The 17871-nt window shown below is 56.0% G+C and carries 18 protein-coding genes and 3 pseudogenes; 8 read left to right on the forward strand and 13 right to left on the reverse strand.

Translation table 11 applies throughout. The features are described from left to right. The first annotated feature begins 245 nt into the window (after positions 1–245). On the forward strand, positions 246–1145 hold the full coding sequence (gene lpxO, locus M0808_RS20515) for a lipid A hydroxylase LpxO (protein ID WP_098968420.1): 900 nt from the start codon (positions 246–248) through the stop codon (positions 1143–1145). A gap of 76 nt (positions 1146–1221) precedes the next feature. Here lpxO and M0808_RS20520 read toward each other — a convergent pair whose 3' ends face one another. Further along, positions 1222–2094, reverse strand: coding sequence for a Ku protein (locus M0808_RS20520; RefSeq protein ID WP_247842283.1), 873 nt, complete (start codon positions 2092–2094; stop codon positions 1222–1224). 189 nt (positions 2095–2283) lie between these two features. Between M0808_RS20520 and M0808_RS20525 the strand changes: the two genes are divergently transcribed. Both M0808_RS20525 and M0808_RS20530 read left to right on the forward strand, forming a co-directional pair. After that, a complete protein-coding gene (locus tag M0808_RS20525) occupies positions 2284–2625 on the forward strand; it encodes a hypothetical protein (protein WP_247842284.1) in 342 nt (113 codons plus the stop codon). 52 nt (positions 2626–2677) lie between these two features. Continuing rightward, entirely contained in the window at positions 2678–3823 is a 1146-nt protein-coding gene (locus tag M0808_RS20530; protein WP_210557240.1) for a PQQ-dependent sugar dehydrogenase, read from the forward strand. A gap of 146 nt (positions 3824–3969) precedes the next feature. On the opposite strand, the gene rimI is transcribed toward M0808_RS20530, so the two are convergent. Continuing rightward, positions 3970–5079 carry a ribosomal protein S18-alanine N-acetyltransferase gene (gene rimI, locus M0808_RS20535; RefSeq protein ID WP_247842285.1) on the reverse strand — a complete coding sequence of 370 codons (1110 nt, stop codon included), beginning with the start codon at positions 5077–5079 and terminating at the stop codon, positions 3970–3972. 92 nt (positions 5080–5171) lie between these two features. Here rimI and M0808_RS20540 point away from each other — a divergent pair, with 92 nt between their 5' ends. Together M0808_RS20540 and M0808_RS20545 are read left to right on the forward strand one after the other, a co-directional pair. After that, complete coding sequence (locus M0808_RS20540; RefSeq protein ID WP_096796561.1) at positions 5172–6746, forward strand: RimK family protein; 1575 nt, start codon at positions 5172–5174, stop codon at positions 6744–6746. A 7-nt stretch (positions 6747–6753) separates the two neighbouring features. Continuing rightward, positions 6754–7677, forward strand: a complete 924-nt coding sequence (locus M0808_RS20545; RefSeq protein ID WP_247842286.1) for a magnesium transporter CorA family protein — start codon at positions 6754–6756, stop codon at positions 7675–7677. A 146-nt stretch (positions 7678–7823) separates the two neighbouring features. Here M0808_RS20545 and M0808_RS20550 read toward each other — a convergent pair whose 3' ends face one another. Beyond that, the gene (locus M0808_RS20550) at positions 7824–8159 is read right to left on the reverse strand and encodes a DUF2834 domain-containing protein (protein ID WP_247842287.1); all 336 of its coding nucleotides are present in this window, start codon (positions 8157–8159) and stop codon (positions 7824–7826) included. 252 nt (positions 8160–8411) lie between these two features. Between M0808_RS20550 and ilvA the strand changes: the two are divergent. After that, a pseudogene (ilvA, locus tag M0808_RS20555) lies at positions 8412–9401 on the forward strand (threonine ammonia-lyase, biosynthetic); the annotation flags it as partial. A 30-nt stretch (positions 9402–9431) separates the two neighbouring features. Here ilvA and M0808_RS20560 read toward each other — a convergent pair. Together M0808_RS20560 and eco are read right to left on the reverse strand one after the other, a co-directional pair. Further along, positions 9432–9737: an NIPSNAP family protein gene (locus M0808_RS20560; protein WP_003225174.1), complete on the reverse strand. Its 306-nt coding sequence runs from the start codon at positions 9735–9737 to the stop codon at positions 9432–9434. A gap of 22 nt (positions 9738–9759) precedes the next feature. Then, positions 9760–10245, reverse strand: coding sequence for a serine protease inhibitor ecotin (gene eco / locus M0808_RS20565; protein ID WP_139053904.1), 486 nt, complete (start codon positions 10243–10245; stop codon positions 9760–9762). 370 nt (positions 10246–10615) lie between these two features. On the opposite strand from eco, the gene M0808_RS20570 reads away from it, so the two are divergent. Further along, positions 10616–10885: a DUF1652 domain-containing protein gene (locus M0808_RS20570; RefSeq protein WP_007964586.1), complete on the forward strand. Its 270-nt coding sequence runs from the start codon at positions 10616–10618 to the stop codon at positions 10883–10885. Here the strand turns inward: M0808_RS20570 and M0808_RS20575 are convergent. After that, positions 10882–11280: a hypothetical protein gene (locus M0808_RS20575; protein WP_247842288.1), complete on the reverse strand. Its 399-nt coding sequence runs from the start codon at positions 11278–11280 to the stop codon at positions 10882–10884. The two genes, M0808_RS20570 and M0808_RS20575, sit on opposite strands and share 4 nt — an antisense overlap. A gap of 90 nt (positions 11281–11370) precedes the next feature. Continuing rightward, the gene (locus M0808_RS20580) at positions 11371–11640 is read right to left on the reverse strand and encodes a DUF2790 domain-containing protein (RefSeq protein ID WP_223007571.1); all 270 of its coding nucleotides are present in this window, start codon (positions 11638–11640) and stop codon (positions 11371–11373) included. A 489-nt stretch (positions 11641–12129) separates the two neighbouring features. Here M0808_RS20580 and M0808_RS20585 point away from each other — a divergent pair, with 489 nt between their 5' ends. Further along, positions 12130–12426 carry a hypothetical protein gene (locus M0808_RS20585; protein WP_247842289.1) on the forward strand — a complete coding sequence of 99 codons (297 nt, stop codon included), beginning with the start codon at positions 12130–12132 and terminating at the stop codon, positions 12424–12426. A 318-nt stretch (positions 12427–12744) separates the two neighbouring features. On the opposite strand, the pseudogene M0808_RS20590 reads toward M0808_RS20585, so the two are convergent. The 6 genes and pseudogenes from M0808_RS20590 to M0808_RS20615 form a co-directional block, all read right to left on the reverse strand. Continuing rightward, a pseudogene (locus tag M0808_RS20590) lies at positions 12745–13035 on the reverse strand (contractile injection system protein, VgrG/Pvc8 family); the annotation flags it as partial. Between the two features lie 59 nt (positions 13036–13094). Beyond that, a complete protein-coding gene (locus tag M0808_RS20595) occupies positions 13095–14036 on the reverse strand; it encodes a PoNe immunity protein domain-containing protein (RefSeq protein ID WP_247842290.1) in 942 nt (313 codons plus the stop codon). 72 nt (positions 14037–14108) lie between these two features. Then, positions 14109–14387 (reverse strand): annotated as a pseudogene (locus M0808_RS20600) (contractile injection system protein, VgrG/Pvc8 family); the annotation flags it as partial. A gap of 69 nt (positions 14388–14456) precedes the next feature. Beyond that, the gene (locus tag M0808_RS20605) at positions 14457–15581 is read right to left on the reverse strand and encodes a type VI immunity family protein (protein WP_247842291.1); all 1125 of its coding nucleotides are present in this window, start codon (positions 15579–15581) and stop codon (positions 14457–14459) included. A 12-nt stretch (positions 15582–15593) separates the two neighbouring features. After that, positions 15594–16886, reverse strand: coding sequence for a VRR-NUC domain-containing protein (locus M0808_RS20610; RefSeq protein WP_247842292.1), 1293 nt, complete (start codon positions 16884–16886; stop codon positions 15594–15596). A gap of 3 nt (positions 16887–16889) precedes the next feature. After that, a partial coding sequence (locus M0808_RS20615) for a phage baseplate assembly protein V (RefSeq protein ID WP_247842293.1) occupies positions 16890–17871 on the reverse strand: 982 nt, incomplete at its 5' end.

The raw sequence follows: 17871 nt of genomic DNA on the forward strand, positions 1-17871 counted from the left end.
AAACGATAGGGCGATGACGTCGCGCCTGCTGTTTGGCAGATTCAGCGGACAGTTTTTCACAGATCAGGTTCACTATTGGTTACAAAGTATGGCTAAAATGCCATCCGATTACCCAATAGCCGCTAACGGCATGGGCTCAAGGAAGTGCCACCGGGATAGTATTTGTATTCATGCCACTGCATCAGACCCTGGGCCTCCGGCCGGCAGGCGCGCAGTTTGTTCACTTTTGACGTGTGACGATTTCCGTGAAACTCATCATTGCCGCTATTTATGTCATTTCGATTGCATACGTTCACCTTCGTGGACGTGTGCGTCACAAACTGGGCCGTCAACTGAGCGATCACTCGACGTTTCTGGCCCCGATCAACTGCTTCCTGTACCTGTTTTCGAAGAAGCCGAACAAGCCGTATCTCGATCCGTCCGAGTTTCCGGACCTGAGCCCGTTGCAGGCGCATTGGGAAGAAATTCGCCAGGAAGGGCAGAACCTGCTGCGCGCCGGTGAGATCAAGCGCTCGAATCAGTACGATGACGTCGGTTTCAATTCGTTCTTCAAAAGTGGATGGAAGCGTTTCTACTTGAAATGGTACGGCGAGAGCCATCCGTCGGCGATGAAGCTGTGCCCGCGCACCACTGAGCTGGTGCAGAGCATCGGTTCGATCAAGGCGGCGATGTTCGCCGAGCTGCCACCGGGTTCGAAACTGGTTCGCCACCGTGACCCGTATGCCGGTTCGTACCGCTACCACCTGGGTCTCGACACGCCGAACGACGCCGGTTGCTACATCAATGTCGACGGCGAGAGCTACCACTGGCGCGACGGCGAGGCGGTAATGTTCGATGAGACATACATCCACTACGCCGAAAACACCACCGACAAAAACCGCATCATCCTGTTCTGCGACATTGAGCGCCCGATGAAATATCGCTGGGCGGCGGCGTTCAACAGTTGGTTCAGCCGTACCGTGATGTCGGCGGCCGGTGCGCCGAATGACGCTGGTGACCGCACTGGCGGGATCAACCGCCTGTTTACCAAAATCTACAAGGTTCGCCTGCGCGGTAAAGAGCTGAAGAAGCGTAATCGTGCGCGTTACTACATGGAAAAATGGGCGATCTTCGGCGGTTTGCTGGCGATCTTCATTTTGATCTGACCTCCGCAATTCGCCTTTGCTGCTGATGAGTCTCTCAAAGCCAACCTGTCAGCTTGCTGACAGGAACCGGTTCTGACTATTCCCCAGAAGCCTTTTTGGTCTTCCTCGCCGGCGCAGCCTTACTGGCAGGCTTTTCTTTTGCCTTCGCTTTGGCCCGCGCTTTACCGCCCAGGCTGCGTTTAAGCAACTCGGTCAAGTCGATAACATCCGCAGACTTGCGCTCCTCCTCGCCACCCACGGTCTCGACATCCTCGATCTTGCCTTCATGGGCCTTTTTCTCGACCAGGGCCATGATCTTGTCTTCAAACTCGTCCTTGTAGTCCTCCGGGCTCCAGTCCCCGCTCATGTCCTGCACCAGACGTTTAGCCATGTCCAACTCGCCCTTGGCCAGTTGCGGTTTGGTCACTTCGCTGCCCAGCTCCAGCTCATCAAGGCCACGCACCTCCTGCGGCCAGCGCAGTTTGACCAGCACCAGCGCCGATTCCAGCGGCATCAGTGCTGCCAGATATTGCCGAGTGTGCAGGACGACGCGGGCGAGGGCGACCTTGTTGGTTTTGCTCAATGTTTCACGCAGCAACGCGTAGACCTTGCCGCCGCGCTTGTCAGGTGCGAGATAGTAGGGTGTGTCGATGTTCTGCAGCGGGATCTGCTCGGCATCCACGAAGGAGAAAATGTCGATGGTCTGCGTCGACACCGGGTGCGCCGAGCGGATCTCTTCCTCGCTGAGCACCACGTAGCGGCCCTTTTCATAGGCCACACCTTTGACGATGTGCTCCTTGGTGACTTCCTTGCCGGTGACCTTGTTTACCCGTTTATAACCCACCGGATCCATGCTGCGGCTGTCGAGCCAGTCAAAGTCCACGCCGTGCGAAGAGGTTGCCGACACCAGCGCGACAGGGATGTGTACCAGTCCGAAACTGATCGCGCCTTTCCAGATTGCCCGAGCCATGGTGAGTTCTCCAAGTGATGATCAGGTGACCTGTGGCGCAGTGCGAAAGTTTCCGGCATTTGCGTGGCGCGCGGCGTTGCCGGTCAAGCCGTGTTACATCTTGTTTAAGGACGACGGGTTAACAAATCCGAACCCGGGGCGTAGCGTGGACTCGAAGGCTCTATCACCTGTGCACCGCGAGGCCACCCCATGAACCGAATACTGCCAGGCATTATCGTTCTGCTCCTTGGGGCCGGTCTGGCGCATGCCGACGTCGCGGCACCGTCCGCGCCGCTATTGCTGGCGCAAAGTCCCACCGGCACCAACAACAATCCCTACAACAGCCCGATCCGCCGGGCCAATCCCAACAGCATGCAGGGCACGCAGCCCAGCGCGCCGGCGATTCGCGGGCCGAATACGGTGCCGGTACCCAGTACGCCCACCGTTGGCAACGGCGGGATTGGCAATGGTCAGCAGCAACGTTCGGTCCCGAGTACGTCGCCCAGATTCATCCCCAACCCACCGCCACGCGATGGAGACCGCAACCGTTGAACGGCGGGACTGCGTCCCTGTCAGCCTTTGAAATGAACAAAAGGAATCGTGCATGTTGCGTAAAACCCTTCTAGCCACGCTGTGCGCCAGCGCGCTGATCAGCGCTCCAGCTTTCGCCGCTGCTCCACAAGAGTTGCAAAGCGAGCAGGGCACCCTTGAAGTCACCACGGTTACTCAAGGCCTTCAGCACCCTTGGGCGCTGGCGTTTCTGCCAGATCGTCAGGGCATGCTGGTGACCGAGCGGCCGGGAACCCTGCGGCTGATTACAGCCGACGGCAAGCGTTCCGAGCCCATCAGTGGCGTGCCGAAGGTCTGGGCCAAGGGCCAGGGCGGTTTGCTCGACGTGGTGCTGTCGCCGGACTTCAAACAGGATCGACTGGTGTACCTGTCCTATGCCGAGGGCGGCGGTGCCGGGGACAAGGCCGGTACGGCGGTGGGGCGTGGGCGGCTGTCGGATGACCTGAAGACGATCAGCGATTTCAAGGTGATCTTCCGTCAGGAGCCGAAACTCTCGACCGGCAACCACTTCGGCTCACGACTGGTGTTCGACCGCGACGGTTATCTGTTCATCACCCTGGGCGAAAACAACGACCGACCGACCGCGCAGGATCTCGACAAGCTGCAGGGCAAGGTCGTGCGGATCTTCCCCGACGGCAAGGTGCCGGATGACAACCCGTTCGTGGGCCAATCCGGTGTGCGTCCGGAAATCTGGTCGTACGGCCAGCGCAACCCGCAGGGCGCGGCGCTCAATCCGTGGAATGGCACTATCTGGGAAAACGAACACGGCCCCCGTGGCGGCGATGAGGTGAACATCATCGAGCGCGGCAAGAACTACGGTTGGCCGCTGGCGACCCACGGCATCAACTATTCGCTGCAACCGATCCCGGAAGCCAAGGGCAAAAGCGTCGAAGGTGCGGTTGACCCACACCATGTCTGGGAAAAATCCCCCGGTGTTTCCGGCATGGCGTTCTATGACGCTGATCGCTTCAAGCCTTGGCAGCAGAACCTGTTTATCGGCGCGCTGGTCAGTCAGGAGCTGATTCGTTTGCAGTTTGACGGGGACAAGGTGGTGCATGAGGAACGGCTGCTGGGTGAGCTGAAACAGCGGATTCGCGATGTGCGGCAGGGGCCGGATGGCTATCTGTATGTGCTGACGGATGAACAGGATGGTTCGTTGTACAAAATCGGTCTGAAATAACTTCACTTCAGACACTCAGTCTCAATTGTAGTGAGGGGATTTATCCCCGATGGCCTGTGCAGCAGGCCCTTAAAAATTCAGGAGGGCCCGCTTCGCGCGCCATCGGGGCGGTGCGACGTTTCGCTAAATCCCCTCACTACAACGGGTCAGCCAGAGATTTCATTCCGGGCATACAAAACCACCGCCGCGCGCAATTTGCCACGCCCAAACCGGCTCATCTTCTCAAACTCGCCATGGCTGACCGGCACATGCTGGCAGTCCATCGGCTGACGATGCTGGCTGTGATCGACATCCGGATCGTGCAGATACACAAAGTCTTCATCGCAGTCGGTCACCATGACCCAATGCGGTGATTTGGAACGGGTCAGGCGATAGCTGCTGATCAGCACCAGAGGCTGTCCGCCAGCCTGTAACAACTTCGGCAAATCCAGGTGGGTGCCAATCTGCCGATCGATGTCGGTTTCGTGCATTTGCGCAGTGAACTCCTCGTGCACCAGGCGCATGACGTCTTTTTTATGCTCATCGCGCACGCCATCGAGAAACAACGGTCCGGTCATACTCAGTTGTAGACGCACCCGAAACCCCCGTCGCCAGGCCGCCAGTGCCAAGCCCTGGGGGCTGCAGCCACCATGGCCGGAGGTCATGAACACCGTGGTCGCTTCACGCCAGATCTGCAATTCCTCACGCCGCTCCAGCAAGCGCTCAGGTTGCAGCGCGCCCATGGCCATCAGCAGGCAAGCCGGGCCACAGGTGAACTCAGTGGTTTGCGGGTAATAGGGCACCTTGATGTTGCGCGAATCACGATGCTGAACAATGCGCTTTTCCAGGCGCAGCGCATCGGCGTGGTCCTCGTAGTAATCGTGAATCAACGCAAAGCGTCGGTAGCCGTTGCGCTCGTAAAGCGCGATGGCGGTGGGGTTGTCGATACGCACTTCAAGACGCAGGTATGCGCAGTCATGCTCGACGGCGCAGGCCTCGATACGTTGCAGCAACTGTTTGCCCAAACCGCTGCCGCGAGCCTCGCCAGCAATGGCGATCGAGTACAGGCGCGCCAGCGAGGTGCCGCGATGAAACAGCACCAGTGCGTAGCCGAGCAATCGACCGTCGATCTCGGCGACCATTAGCTGCGCATGGGCGCGGGTGATCATCCACTGAAAGCTGCGGCTGGTGAGCCGGTCGGTGGTGAAACATTGCATTTCCAGGGCCAGCAACGCTGGCAGATCTTCAACTACCGCCAAACGAAAAACAGCATTCATATGACCACCGTAAAAGTTGCGTAACGAAACGGGACTTTCGAAAAACTTCGTGCTTAATAGAAATGGTCTTGTTCTCCAACGGATCAATCTCTATGTCAGCGGTACAGGGTCATTGGCGCGAAGTATCCGAGCAAAGTTTGCCGGCGGCAACTTTTTTAAATCCAGCCATCAGAACTTCCAGTCAAGTGTTGATTATCGTCGAACGCAAGGAAGACTGGGCCTCGTACTTTCCCAGCGAGGACATCGTCACGGCTCAGGAATACCTCGAGCAAACCCGTGACAGCGAGCCGGGCAAGCGGGTGCAGGTGATCAATCTGTGCCGCAGCTACAAGTACCTGGGCCACGGTTACTACTGCTCGCTGCTGGCTGAAGCCCGCGGCCACAAGGTGATTCCATCGGTACGTACCATCAGCGAGCTGACCAAAAAATCGCTTTACGGTCTGGCACTGGACGATCTCGATAAAACCCTGGAAAAGGCCCTCAGTCATCACCTTTACAGCGATACCGAAGGTTTCACCTTGACTCTTTACTTCGGCAAGACGCATATCGAGCCGCTGCAGGATCTGGCTCGACAGTTGTTTGAAGTGTTCCCGTGTCCGATTCTGTTAGTTGAGTTTCGGCGAACTAACGGTTGGCACATCGAGGGCATAAAGTCCGGCGCTCTGCACAAGTTGCGTGATGACCAAGAAGATCAGTTCGCCAATGCGCTGGACGGCTTCAGCCGTAAAGTCTGGCGGGCGCCACGCTCGCCACAAGTGGCGCGCTACGACCTGGCGATCCTGCACGATCCGCAGGAAGCCTTGCCGCCATCCAACGCCAAGGCGCTGGAAAACTTCGTGCGGGTCGGCAAACGCATGGGCATCGACGTCGAACTGATCGAGCGCAGGGATTATGCGCGGATCGCCGAGTACGACGGCTTGCTGATCCGCGAGACCACCAGCGTCGACAACCACACCTATCGCTTTGCAAAAAAAGCCGAAAGCGAAGGGCTGGTGGTCATGGATGATCCGACGTCGATCCTGCGCTGCACCAACAAGGTGTATCTGACCGACCTGCTCAACAGCCACCAACTGGGCATGCCCGCCACCGAAATTCTCTACAAGGAACGACCGGAAGACTTCGAGCGGGTCGGCGAACGCCTCGGTTTTCCGCTGGTGCTGAAGATCCCCGATGGCTGTTTTTCTCGCGGAGTGATCAAGGTCGAAAGCCAGCAGGCGTTGCTCGAAGCCACCGCCGAACTGTTCGAGCACTCGGTGTTGCTGCTGGCTCAGGAGTTTTTCTACACCGAGTACGACTGGCGCATCGGCGTGCTCAACCGCAAACCGATCTTCGCCTGCCAGTACTTCATGTCCAAGGGCCACTGGCAAATCTACAACCACAAAGCCAAGGGCCAGGACATCAACGGCGAGTGCCGCACCCTGGCGGTCCATGAGGCGCCGCGAGCGGTGGTGGAACTGGCGGTCAAGACCGCCAACCTGATCGGCGATGGCCTCTACGGGGTGGACCTGAAACAGGCCGGCGACAAAGTGGTAGTAATCGAGGTCAACGACAACCCCAACCTCGATGCCGGTATCGAAGACGCCTACTTGCAGGACGATCTGTATTCACTGGTGCTGGAGGAGTTCGTGCGACGGCTGGAGCTCAAGCGTCGCGGCCAGGCCTGGTGAAGCGCCGATGATCAGCAGTTTCGCATTGAGTCATGGCGCGTTGCAGCGGGTCGAGCGGCTGGACGCCGAGGTGATGCTGTTCAGCAATCCCGATGCGGCCGAGCGCGATTTGCTGCACAGCCACTACAAGGTCGACGAACACGCGTTGGCCTCGGCGCTGGACCCGGACGAGGTCTCGCGAATCGAGTTTCACCCCGATCACTTGTTCCTGATCTGGAAACGTCCGGAAAACTATTCCGGCGGTGGCAGCCTGGCGTTTGAGGTGTCGTCCTGCGGCCTGCTGTTCGCGCCCGGGCAACTGCTGGTGATCGCCACCGACGACACGCCGCTGCACGGCATCGGCACGCGCCAGCCGCTCAATGCACCGCTGGATGTGCTGCTCGATTTGCTGTTCAACAACATCCATCACTACCTCGGCCATCTGAAGGTGATCAAACTGGTGGCCCGCGAGCTTCAACAGAAATTCAACGCCTCGATGCAGAACCAGCATCTGGTGCAGATGTTCAACCTCAGCGAAAGCCTGATCTATTACATCAATGCCCTGCACAGCAACGGCGCGGTGCTGACGCGGCTGCGCAATCACGCGGAAAAACAGCATTTCGGCAGTGAAGCGATCGGGCTGATCGACGACCTGATCATCGAGAATAACCAGTGCTACAAGCAGGCGGAGATCTACTCCACGGTGTTCTCGGGGCTGATCGATGCGCGCGGAAACTTGATGAATAACAGCATGAACAACTTGCTGCGCAAGTTGACGTTGATCAACGTAGTGTTTCTGCCGTTGAACCTGATTGCGAGCATTGGCGGGATGTCCGAGTTCAGCATGATGACGGCGGGTACGCCGTGGTGGATTTCCTACCCGGTGTTTCTGCTGGTGATGTTGCTGGGGGCGGGGGTAATGTTGTTTGGGCTGCGGCGGTTGGCCCAGTGATCGGTGGTGACTTGGCCGACGCCTTCGCGAGCAAGCTCACTCCCACAGTGGATTGCGGGTTGGCACGGGATCTGTGCCTGATACAAATCCCTTGTGGGAGCGGGCTTGCTCGCGAAAGCTATTTCAGCAGCACCGGAGACTCAGGATCAGCTCGCCGGATCTGGCACAATCACTTTCCGGCGCTCCCGAACCCCACGCACCACCAGATACAACAACGGCCCAATCGACACAAACACCGCCGTCAGCAACAGATACGGCACCACCGACCAGATCGACATTCCTCGCGCTCGCGCATCCTTGACCATCCATACCCCGGCCAGCGTCGCCAGCAGATACAGATCAATCACCACCTGCGCCGTGTCCGGACGCGACATCAGGCTGATACCGAAGTCGATCAACGACTGTTCGGCCTGGAGCATCACCGATACGGTGTAGCCAGTAAACGCAATCAACGCAGTGAGGGGCAGGGCGACAGACATCATGCATTCCTTCCTTGGGGTGATGAGCAGAATCGCCAGCCTACCTTGGCGTCCGCAAATAAGCCATTGACTCGCCGGCCGCCGCCGGGCTAATTTCAGGCCCATGACTTCCACCGTATTGCGCTGCCAGCCAAGCATTATTACCGCCATTCCTCATTTGGCGGGCTAGCTCACGACTGCAGCACCCAACCCGCCCTAGAGGCGGGTTTTCATTTTCTGTCTACGGGGTTCTGATCAAAACGTCAGGAGACGATCATGCCGCACAGCCCCGACCAGCAAACCCTGCTTGAGCAGTACGTGAAAAAGATCCTCGCCGCGCCGGTCTACGACATTGCCGTGCGCACGCCGTTGCAAGCGGCGCCGGCGCTGTCCGAGGCGCTGGGCAACCGGATCCTGCTCAAGCGCGAAGACCTGCAACCGACGTTCTCCTTCAAGATCCGTGGCGCCTACAACAAGCTGGTTCAACTGAGCGATGCGCAGAAATCGCGCGGGGTGATCACCGCTTCGGCGGGCAACCATGCCCAAGGCGTGGCGCTGGCAGCGCGCGAGCTGGGGATCGCGGCGACCATCGTCATGCCCTCGACCACCCCCGAACTCAAGGTGCTTGGGGTACGAAGTCGGGGTGCCGAGGCGCTGCTGTACGGCGAGAGTTTTCCGTTTGCCCTGGCCCATGCGCTGCAACTCGCCGAGCAGACCGGGCGCACCTTTGTCTCTCCATTCGACGACCCGGACGTGATCGCCGGCCAAGGCACGGTGGCCATGGAAATCCTCCGTCAGCATCAGGGGCCGCTGGATGCGATCTTCGTTCCGGTGGGCGGGGGCGGGCTGATCGCCGGCATCGCGGCGTACGTCAAATACCTGCGACCGGAGGTACGGATCATCGGTGTCGAATCGGAGCATTCGGCCTGCCTGAAGGCGGCGCTGCAAGCGGATGCGCGCGTTGTGTTGCCCAGTGTCGGAACGTTCGCCGATGGCGTGGCGGTGGCGCAGATCGGCGCTTATGGATTTGAGGTGTGCCGGTTTTGCGTGGACGAGGTGGTCACTGTCAGCAATGACGAGCTGTGCGCGGCGATCAAGAATATCTACGACGATACCCGCTCGATCACCGAGCCTTCCGGGGCATTGGCGGTGGCCGGCATCAAGCAATACGTGGCGCGCAGCGGTGTTCGCGAGCAGACCTTCGTCGCGATCGACTCGGGTGCGAATATCAACTTCGACAGCCTGCGCCACGTCGCCGAGCGCGCCGCAGTGTGCGGCGTGCCGGCGTGATACCGCTCAGGGCAGCAGTGGGCGCAGGAAACTGCGCTCGTAGCTGACGATGAATTTCTTCTGCACCAGTGATTCCACCAGCGCCGTGCTTTCCGGGTCGGTCAGCGCGATGTGCCGGTAGCTTTCGTAATCGGCCAGCGAGGGAAAGCTGAACAGGCAATAAGCGATGTTGCTCGCGCCCTCGGAGGGCAGAAAATAGCCGTGATGAGTACCGCCCAAGCGCTCGACGATGCCCAGCCAGGCCTTGGCGTAGGCCTCGAATTCGGTCAGTTGGTACGGATCGATCACGTATCGCACATGGCAGGTAATCACGGTTGGTGCTCCCTGTTTCAGATCATTCCACGATGGCGGTGCCGACCTTGTCCGAAGCCGACCAGATGCGATAGCGCACCTCGACATCTTTCGGCGCGTAAATCACCAGCGGCAGCTTGCTGTTATAGCGCAGCATGAAGCCGTCACCGACGACCGGAACAAACGCGCGTTTCTTCGCGGTGCCGGGTGGGCAGGCCATCATGGTACTCATCGGGCCAATGACTTTTTCCAGACGGTAGAACGGATAGCCCCAGCCTTCGAGGTTTTTCTCGTCCAGAGCGCCGCCCAGGCGCTGGCGATTGCAGTCGACTTCCAGGGTTTTGCCGGCGAGCACTTCAACCTGGAAGTTCTCCTCCTGATCCTGTTTGGGTAGGTAGATGACTTGGCGGGTGAAGCCGTTTTCCGCCTTGGGATACGGCGCGACGTCTTCGAGTTTGGCCGCGTGGGCGAGGGTAGACAGGCCGGCAACGAGCAGACCGATTGTCGCGCGAGCGCGTAAAGAACCCATGAAAGCCTCCTGGCGGGTGTAGGGTGGATGTCGGGCATTCTCACTGTCATCAGCGATGAATGCAAACCGGCGTCGACTTGCAAATTGCAGTGCTCAGGAAGGTCGATCTTGCATTTTGCAACTGGCCAACTGCTGGCCAGCGCGCCAAGTGCTTGATTTCATGAGGGTCGAAATGACCCGATGAAAGGCACGTTTTATGCGTCGCTTTGGTGCAGCGCACCGGCTTCGGGCGCCTACACTCCAATGGGCATTTCGCAGTACAACCGTTTGCCGCACCAGGGAATCAGCGGGGACACACCCGTGCAGGGGCAGCAAAAGCGGTCAACGTGAAGAGTTGATTGGCAGTTTCATCAATAAGGAGAGGTTCACCATGTTTCTGTCTGCCTTGGAACTACGCAATATCATTGAAAGCAGTTTTTTGCCTAAACGCTGCCAGTGCACGCTGTCGCCAGACCTGTCGATGACCGTCAAGGTCTTCGGTGACCACCAGACTGACCAGGTTGATCTGCACGTCAGCGGTATCGACGCCAGCCATCTCAATGGCTGTCGCGAGATCAATGAACTGATTGCCGGCCTGCGTTCGGATCTGGCGCAACAAACCACACCACAGCATTACAGTCCTCGCTCCAGAGCGCTTTAACTCACCGTTTCACCCAGTTCGACCGTCACGCGCCGGGCCTGCACAAAGCCAAGGCCCAGCGCGAACTCGACCAGCACCGCGAGCAGAATCCCGGGGCCGGCATGGCCGTTGAGCCATTCGCCAAAACCCAGTACCGCCAGACCAAAACAACCGAATATAAACCCGTTGCTCAGGGCATTGCGACCCAGCGACGGCGGCGCGCTGCGCACCAGATAAAACATCACCCCCAACGCCGCAAACAGCACCGCACTGCGCCGCGCTACAAAACCGGCAGCGAACGAATACTCAATGCTCCAGATCGCCAGCAACACCTGCGGGAAAAAGCCCCAAGCCAGCGCCAGTACGAAACACAACAAAGACGTGATGATCGACAAAGTGCGAAACGACAACTGCATGGCGAGTCCTTGCGGCAGTGAGAAGTGACCCCGAGCATAACCCGCGAGCCCTTCACCGCCTACCGCAAAGCCGCAAATCAGAGCCTTCTGTCAGTTCTGGAAGCTGCAGGCGTCAGACATTTTCCGGTAGGTGATTTCCGCCGGCTTGCCTGCATTGTCGATGTACTTCATGTCGGCGGTGATGACCTTGCACTGCTGAGTCTGTGGCTCGGTCAGGGAAATCACTTTGTTCACATGCAACGGCATGCCGTACTGATAGGGAACGGGCTGGGTAGCAGCGTTGGTGTCATTGGCCTGAGCCAGCCCGGCGAATGCGGTGCAGGCGAGGGCGGAGGTAAACAATAGCGTGCGAATGTTCATGAATTGGACTCCCGTGCGACGGAATAAGCGTTCGGCGCCATACAGCCGAACCTGCCGCACTCGGCGTCAGCCAGGAGCTGAGGTGTGCGGTTCAGTACAGTCTTGGACTGCGGCGTTAAGCGATGGTTAACCTCGCTGAACGCCGGCTGTCTGGCAGAGGGATGATTTCTCGGGAATGCGGTGCCGATTCCTACAAGGATGGATGCTTTGTCTGCTTCCGGCGGCGGGAACGGGGCGGTTATGGTTTGGCGTCGCTGCAAAATCAGCGATTCGGGTTTGGTCACCTGAGAATAATCGATTGCATATGTGCCATCATTTGCACCGCGGAGTTCTTTGACCGTGTAGTGCATTGCTGTGGTGGCCGTGTGCAGGACGCCTTCGGGCGAGCTGAGTTGATTGTTCTCGGTTGACCAAGCCTGTACACGGTCCGCCTCCCATCGTTTGGTCACGGTGCTGGCGGGTTACTTTCGAAACAATCGAGTAATCAATATGCGAATACTAAATCCGCTTCCAAACCGCTATCACCCGCTCAACAGCGGCGTCACCGACAGCGCGCCAATGGTCATCGACACCCAAGCCAACCCCCAAGACATCCTCGAAGCTGCCGTCCAGCGCATCCGCGCCTGCAGCGACCTGCTCGAAACCCTGCACTGCTTGTGCTTCCGCCATGGCGATGTTCAGGACATTCCACACATTACCCATGCGCTGTATCTGCTGGCGCAGGATGGCAATGATTTGCTGCAGGTGGCACAGCAGCAGATGCTGGATTGGAAGGCGCCGGTTTGAAATTCTAGAATCAGGGTTGGAGGGAAGTCAGACGAGACTTCCCTCCAACTGCATAGGCCGTTTGCATCAAACCATTATCGTGATGCCGCCTCAAGCCATGCTTGTCGTGGTGGATCGTGGAATTTGTGCCAATCGTACCGACTCCTGATTCTCCCGATGCTCAGCCCAACGATCGATATGCTTTTGCAGCTCCGGCAGTGCCGTGCAATCGCGTAGATTTCAGCCAATGTCAGCTTTGTAGAGCTCAAGCGTGTAATCGTCAGGAGTGTTTCTTCAAGCGCTTTCAGTTCCTTTTAGTTATGTTTTAGTGCTTGCCTGATTGCGGTAGCCCTGGTGGAAATCGCTTTTGCTGTCGGTGACGTCGCTGGTGACGTTTTCACCGAGCACTTGCGGTTGTTTGCCTTCGTGGAAGACTTCCAGCTGCAGCCACAAGTCGTTCCATTCGGCGCGCGGGTGTTCGGCCAGGGTCAGGAAGTGGCCGCTGGTCAGGGTTGGTTCGTCACCTTTGCCTTCGGCGAGTTTGTAGTCGCTGCGATGACGTTCAAGGGCGCGGGTCGAGAGGAATTTGCCGCGCTCGCGGGTGGTGAAGCGGCCGGGGTAGTCATAGTCTATTTCTGCATACTTCTCCCAGAGTCTGAAAGTTAACTCTGAGCGAATGGCAGGGCTACTTATTCTTCGCCTGACCAATACCAAATCGTATCGCCCCATTTCGAATCACTGAAGCTCGGCATGATTTCACCTTGATTGAAGTGGCGACGGGATTCTGCCTGAGAGGGGGTGAACCAGTAGCCTGTTTTGCTACATGGTTGTCCCGCGTCTATACGGGAGACTTCAGCAGCATTGGCGGGTTTGTAGTTTCTTGCATATTCCACTAAATCTTTCGGGTAAACCATGTGACTAATGTTGCTGTCATCTATCCCATAAAGAAACGCTATAGCTCCGGCTTCAAGCGCCCAGTACCCAACGTAATTTCCTTCGTCGCCATCACTATGCGTATCATGCCAAGGCGCCTGTTCAAAGGCTGGATACCAATTTTTGCAATAGGTGTTCAGGTGGTTGGAAGCCTCCTGTTTATCTTCTGCGTAAATTGCTTGGATTAGTGGTGTGTAAACGTCGTGATACCACTGATCTATATCTTGACGATCAGGAAGGACTTTGATTAGTAGATCTTCATATAGAGTGTCTACGCCAGCATACCCTGCATTATCGATTAGTAGTACAAAACGCTTTAATAAGTCAGTACGGTGAAGAAGAATGCACAGGCTTATCACTTGCACGCATTCTTCGTACTCATCTAACCAGTCATCTATAGTCAGAGGGGTGATGTTAGGTATTTTTTCGTAAATTGCGAGCTTTTCCTGTAATTCTTCGTAGCTTTCAATCAAGGTTTCCAATGGGGATTCTAGGTTTTTGATATCTTCGCCGGCGGTATAGAGCATAAAAATATTTCCCAAGTAAAGCGTTTGGAAGTTTTTTGCTCTTAGCGATTTTTCTTGTGCAGGAGAATCCGCCTTGAAAAGTTTATCCTTCCAAAAAACAAACTGGTCTTCGTATTCTTTCTTGAAGTTTTCGTACATTTTTTCGGTCAGAAATTTTTGTCGTCTTTTCAAGCTCTCAAGCCTCAAGTTTTAGGGATTCAAGGTTGCCGAACTGTTTAATTAAAGATCGCTCTCGTTTGTTGATTGCTGGTAGTTCACGGCCTTGAGTTTGCGGAACACCGTCTGATCGTCGCCGAACACCTGTTTGTGCCCGCTGCTGCTGTGCTGGAAGTGGAAGTGAATGCCTTCCTCTTCGCACAGGCGCTGGATGAAATGCAGGTCGGACTCGTCGTACTGCACGCAGTAATCGCGCTGCGGATACTCGGCGTTGAGCTGGAAGCTGTAGGCGTCGGCCAGAATGCCGCGATCTTCCAGCACCTGGGCGATGATCTTCGGCACCGTGAGGTTCTGGAAAATCTGCCTGCTCGCTTTAAATGTTTTCCTTTCATACTCAGCGCCTGAAAGTTGGCGCTGAGTAAGTAGCTAGGTTACTTATTCTTCGCCTGACCAATACCAAAGAGTATCGCCCCAACTCGAGCCGCTGAAGCTCGGTAAAATTTCTCCCTGATTGAAGTGTCGACGAGAATCTTTTTGTGCAGGGGTGAACCAGTAACCGGCAACACTGCAAGGTTGACCTGCCTCAAGCCGAGCGGGTGATTTAGAAAAACTGTCGTCCTGATCGAACCGAGCGTACCAACGTACAGTGCTGTCTTCTTCGAAACAATTCCCGTAAGGAGTATATGTATGCAATTGATTAGGTGTGGGGATACGCAGTGGTTTAAAAACGCGATTTACTGCGATATACGCCGTCGGCAATGGCTCATTAATAGGGCCTAGATCGGGAAGTTCGCCGGCGCGAACAATCAAACCATATTGATATTTCAGTACTTCTACGTCGCCACGACCGCTAAACGAATGATTTATCGCATCTATACCGCCCAACTGTTCCGCAAATCGATTGCCTACGACGGTATACCAATTTATTCCTTTAATATGGTCAAGCAGTTCTCGTTTGAAATTTGTCACCAAAGAGTCAACTTCAAGGCCAGTGAATTGCTGAGCCAACTGGTATTCCATGGGCATATAGCTATCGAAGTCAAAGGGCAAGATGCTGGATAGTCCGCCATATCCATGCTCAGCCTTGACTTTGTCGGCTAGGTAAACAATCCAGTCTCGATAGCGTGCAGCTCCGTCGGGAGCTTGCAGTATGTTCCATGGCAATGTCATTTTGATAAATGAGCGTTTTTGATCGCCATGTACTTCAAAAGAATTCAGTGCAGACAGGTTGTACTCGCCGGCTTCGTTAGCCGTCGCAGCGCTACTGATGTGCCATTCGTACTGCTCATTTGGACCCGTCTCGAGGATTTTTGAGATTTTTTTATCGAAGCTCGCATCAGTAAGCTTTTTATATCGATCATCAAACTGACCTTTAAGATGCTGACCAAATTCCTCTTTGAATCTTGCGAAACACTGCATGACGGCCTGTTTGCTTTGCAGCGTATAGCCTTCTTTGAAATATAAGGTGACGATCAATCCTAATCTGACAACCGGAGTACCATCCGGTAATTCAAACATCAGGTCAGGAGCTCGCTCAGTCAGTTTTTCCAATGTGTTCATAGTTTTCTCTGTTTATCCGGCAGACACCGCTGCAGTCACGGCCGCGCCACCCAAAATACTCGCTAACAAGGCCCAAGACACTTGTGCTAATCGGACGATAACCAGTATGGCGGCAACTATTGCAGCAGGAACCCCTGCTGCTACGAGTGCGGTCCCAATGGCGAAGGCAACGACCACCGTGGCTACAATGGTTCCGACACCAATCAATACTTGCATCCAGTCAATTTCTTTTAGCTTTTCAAGGGTCAGATCTGTGTAATGCTGAATCTCTTTCCACGCAGCGCGAAGTTGTTCATCCGTCCAACTAATGATTTGAGCGCCCGTTTCACTGACCCACTCCCAAGCTTTTTTAGACTCGCGTCTAATCCATTGCCCTTTAACTCCAAGCCAGATGGCAGCATCTTCCAGGTGTTGTTGAACCTCATTCGAAAGCGTACGAATGCCTTTAGCTCCCTGTTCCAGTAGTCCATCTACAGCCTCTTGTACCTGCTGGGTCCAACTCTCAACGTGTGCGGGTTTGGGGGTAGCTGTCGGACCGTACGCTGGCACCGGAACAGGAGCCGGTCGAGGTGCTTGTCTTGGTCCACCTGCAGGTGGTAGTAAAACCGGCCATTGTAGAGGATTAAACTCTCCGGTCGGTTTATGTTCTTTATTGTATTGTCTATCGCGTTCGCGTTCACCGTCATCACGACAATCATTTATTTCCAAGACCGAGAAACGATTAGAGTCGCCTGCTATGTCTAGATAGGCTTCACGCTGAGCCAGACCAAGAACATCTCCGGGAAATTTCACTTCTACAAGTCTTGCCAGATTATCTGGGTGGTGAACGCCTTGATGGTCTACCCCGGCTCGTCCGGGCCAGCGCAGGCTGCGACTTTTGACGATTATGACGTCCGGGCGCCGTAATAGTCCTTTCACTGATCCTTTCGGAAAGGGAAATAGAGTGTGTCGCCTCAAAGGATCAGGATTCGTGTCGTTACCAACCCATGATGAACTCAGAAATGGTTTGGGAGGAAGGGATGCCATGTCAAAGCACACTTCTGCTTTATAGTCCCAGAGAAAATCCCAGCGGTATTCGTCTGCGCGAATTAATCCGCTCATGACAAGCTGTTTAAGCTCCAGACCTGTCACGCCACCATCTTTGGCTTTCTTTATAGATAATTTTGGAAATCGCGAGGCATAGTTTGCTTTCTCCATCAAATAAGGCTTATTTTCAGGATTGGGCAGTGGCGCCTCTTTGATCGTACCTTCAATACTGGTGCTTGTGCATCCTTGCGGCGTCTGAGGTGGTTGCATGATTGCCATGTGTCAGCCCTCCAAATTGGCGTTTTTGAAGTCCAGGATCATTTCCTTTGGCGCACTTTCACCTGCCCTTATCAGTTGCTCTTCCGGCTCAGGCTTACGAATTGGTGTTAACAGTTCTACTTCAGTCGGTTCAGCACTATGAGCCAGGAAAGTTTTTCCTTCTTTGTTTGTGTAGCCAGAAATCAGCGTGCCGTCGGCCAACTTCAATGTGTAAGGGCTTCCTACTAAAGGCTTTCCAGTTTTCTCGTCCTGAAGCAGATACCTCGCTTTGTGACTGCGCGGGGCACTCTCAAGTAACTTCCCGAACCTATCCTTGTCAGCCAACCCCGGAATCAACGGCACCAAAATCCCGATCCCGGTCCCCACACCCGGCGCACCACCGGTATTCACCTTCACCTCAGCCCCGCTGATGGTCACTCCACCCGCATCGACCTTCACAAAGCTCCCACCCGCCTTGGCGGTCAGCTCCATGCCACCCTCGATCACCACTTTCTCACCCGCGTGATAGTGAATCTCGGTCCCAGCCTCCACAAACTGCGCCGTACCGACCTTCACATGCTGCGTCACGCCCACCGTCAGGTGGTCATCCGCGCGCATTTCACTGATGCGATCCAGATGGGTAATCCGGTGTTCCTCAACCTTGAACTCGCTCAGGGCATTGGCCTCAACCGTGTCATGCCGCTCATTGCCCACGCGGATCTTCTGGTCGTGCTCGATGTTCTCGTCCCAATCGCGCTGGGCATGGATGTAGATTTGCTCGGCACCCTTTTTGTCTTCAATCCGAAACTCGTTGTAGCCCTTGCCGCCCGGGGAGCTGAGGGTTTTGAAGGTGCTGCGGGTTTTGTTCGCCGGCAGGTCGTAGGGGACGACGTTTTCCTTGTGGTACAGGCAGCCGGTGACGAGTGGCTGGTCGGGGTCGCCTTCGAGGAAGGTGACGAGGACTTCCATGCCGATGCGCGGGATGGCGATGTCGCCGTAGGCGGCA

It is taken from the genome of Pseudomonas sp. MWU12-3103b, from assembly GCF_023100615.1.
In the GTDB taxonomy this organism is placed as follows: domain Bacteria; phylum Pseudomonadota; class Gammaproteobacteria; order Pseudomonadales; family Pseudomonadaceae; genus Aquipseudomonas; species Aquipseudomonas putida_A.

Coding starts and splice junctions, on each gene's coding strand:
- M0808_RS20520 (WP_247842283.1), bottom strand. CDS start 2,094: ATGGCTCGGGCAATCTGGAAAGGCGCGATCAGTTTCGGACTGGTACAC.
- M0808_RS20525 (WP_247842284.1), top strand. CDS start 2,284: ATGAACCGAATACTGCCAGGCATTATCGTTCTGCTCCTTGGGGCCGGT.
- M0808_RS20530 (WP_210557240.1), top strand. CDS start 2,678: ATGTTGCGTAAAACCCTTCTAGCCACGCTGTGCGCCAGCGCGCTGATC.
- rimI (WP_247842285.1), bottom strand. CDS start 5,079: ATGAATGCTGTTTTTCGTTTGGCGGTAGTTGAAGATCTGCCAGCGTTG.
- M0808_RS20540 (WP_096796561.1), top strand. CDS start 5,172: ATGTCAGCGGTACAGGGTCATTGGCGCGAAGTATCCGAGCAAAGTTTG.
- M0808_RS20545 (WP_247842286.1), top strand. CDS start 6,754: ATGATCAGCAGTTTCGCATTGAGTCATGGCGCGTTGCAGCGGGTCGAG.
- M0808_RS20550 (WP_247842287.1), bottom strand. CDS start 8,159: ATGATGTCTGTCGCCCTGCCCCTCACTGCGTTGATTGCGTTTACTGGC.
- eco (WP_139053904.1), bottom strand. CDS start 10,245: ATGGGTTCTTTACGCGCTCGCGCGACAATCGGTCTGCTCGTTGCCGGC.
- M0808_RS20570 (WP_007964586.1), top strand. CDS start 10,616: ATGTTTCTGTCTGCCTTGGAACTACGCAATATCATTGAAAGCAGTTTT.
- M0808_RS20575 (WP_247842288.1), bottom strand. CDS start 11,280: ATGCAGTTGTCGTTTCGCACTTTGTCGATCATCACGTCTTTGTTGTGT.
- M0808_RS20580 (WP_223007571.1), bottom strand. CDS start 11,640: ATGAACATTCGCACGCTATTGTTTACCTCCGCCCTCGCCTGCACCGCA.
- M0808_RS20585 (WP_247842289.1), top strand. CDS start 12,130: ATGCGAATACTAAATCCGCTTCCAAACCGCTATCACCCGCTCAACAGC.
- M0808_RS20605 (WP_247842291.1), bottom strand. CDS start 15,581: ATGAACACATTGGAAAAACTGACTGAGCGAGCTCCTGACCTGATGTTT.
- M0808_RS20610 (WP_247842292.1), bottom strand. CDS start 16,886: ATGGCAATCATGCAACCACCTCAGACGCCGCAAGGATGCACAAGCACC.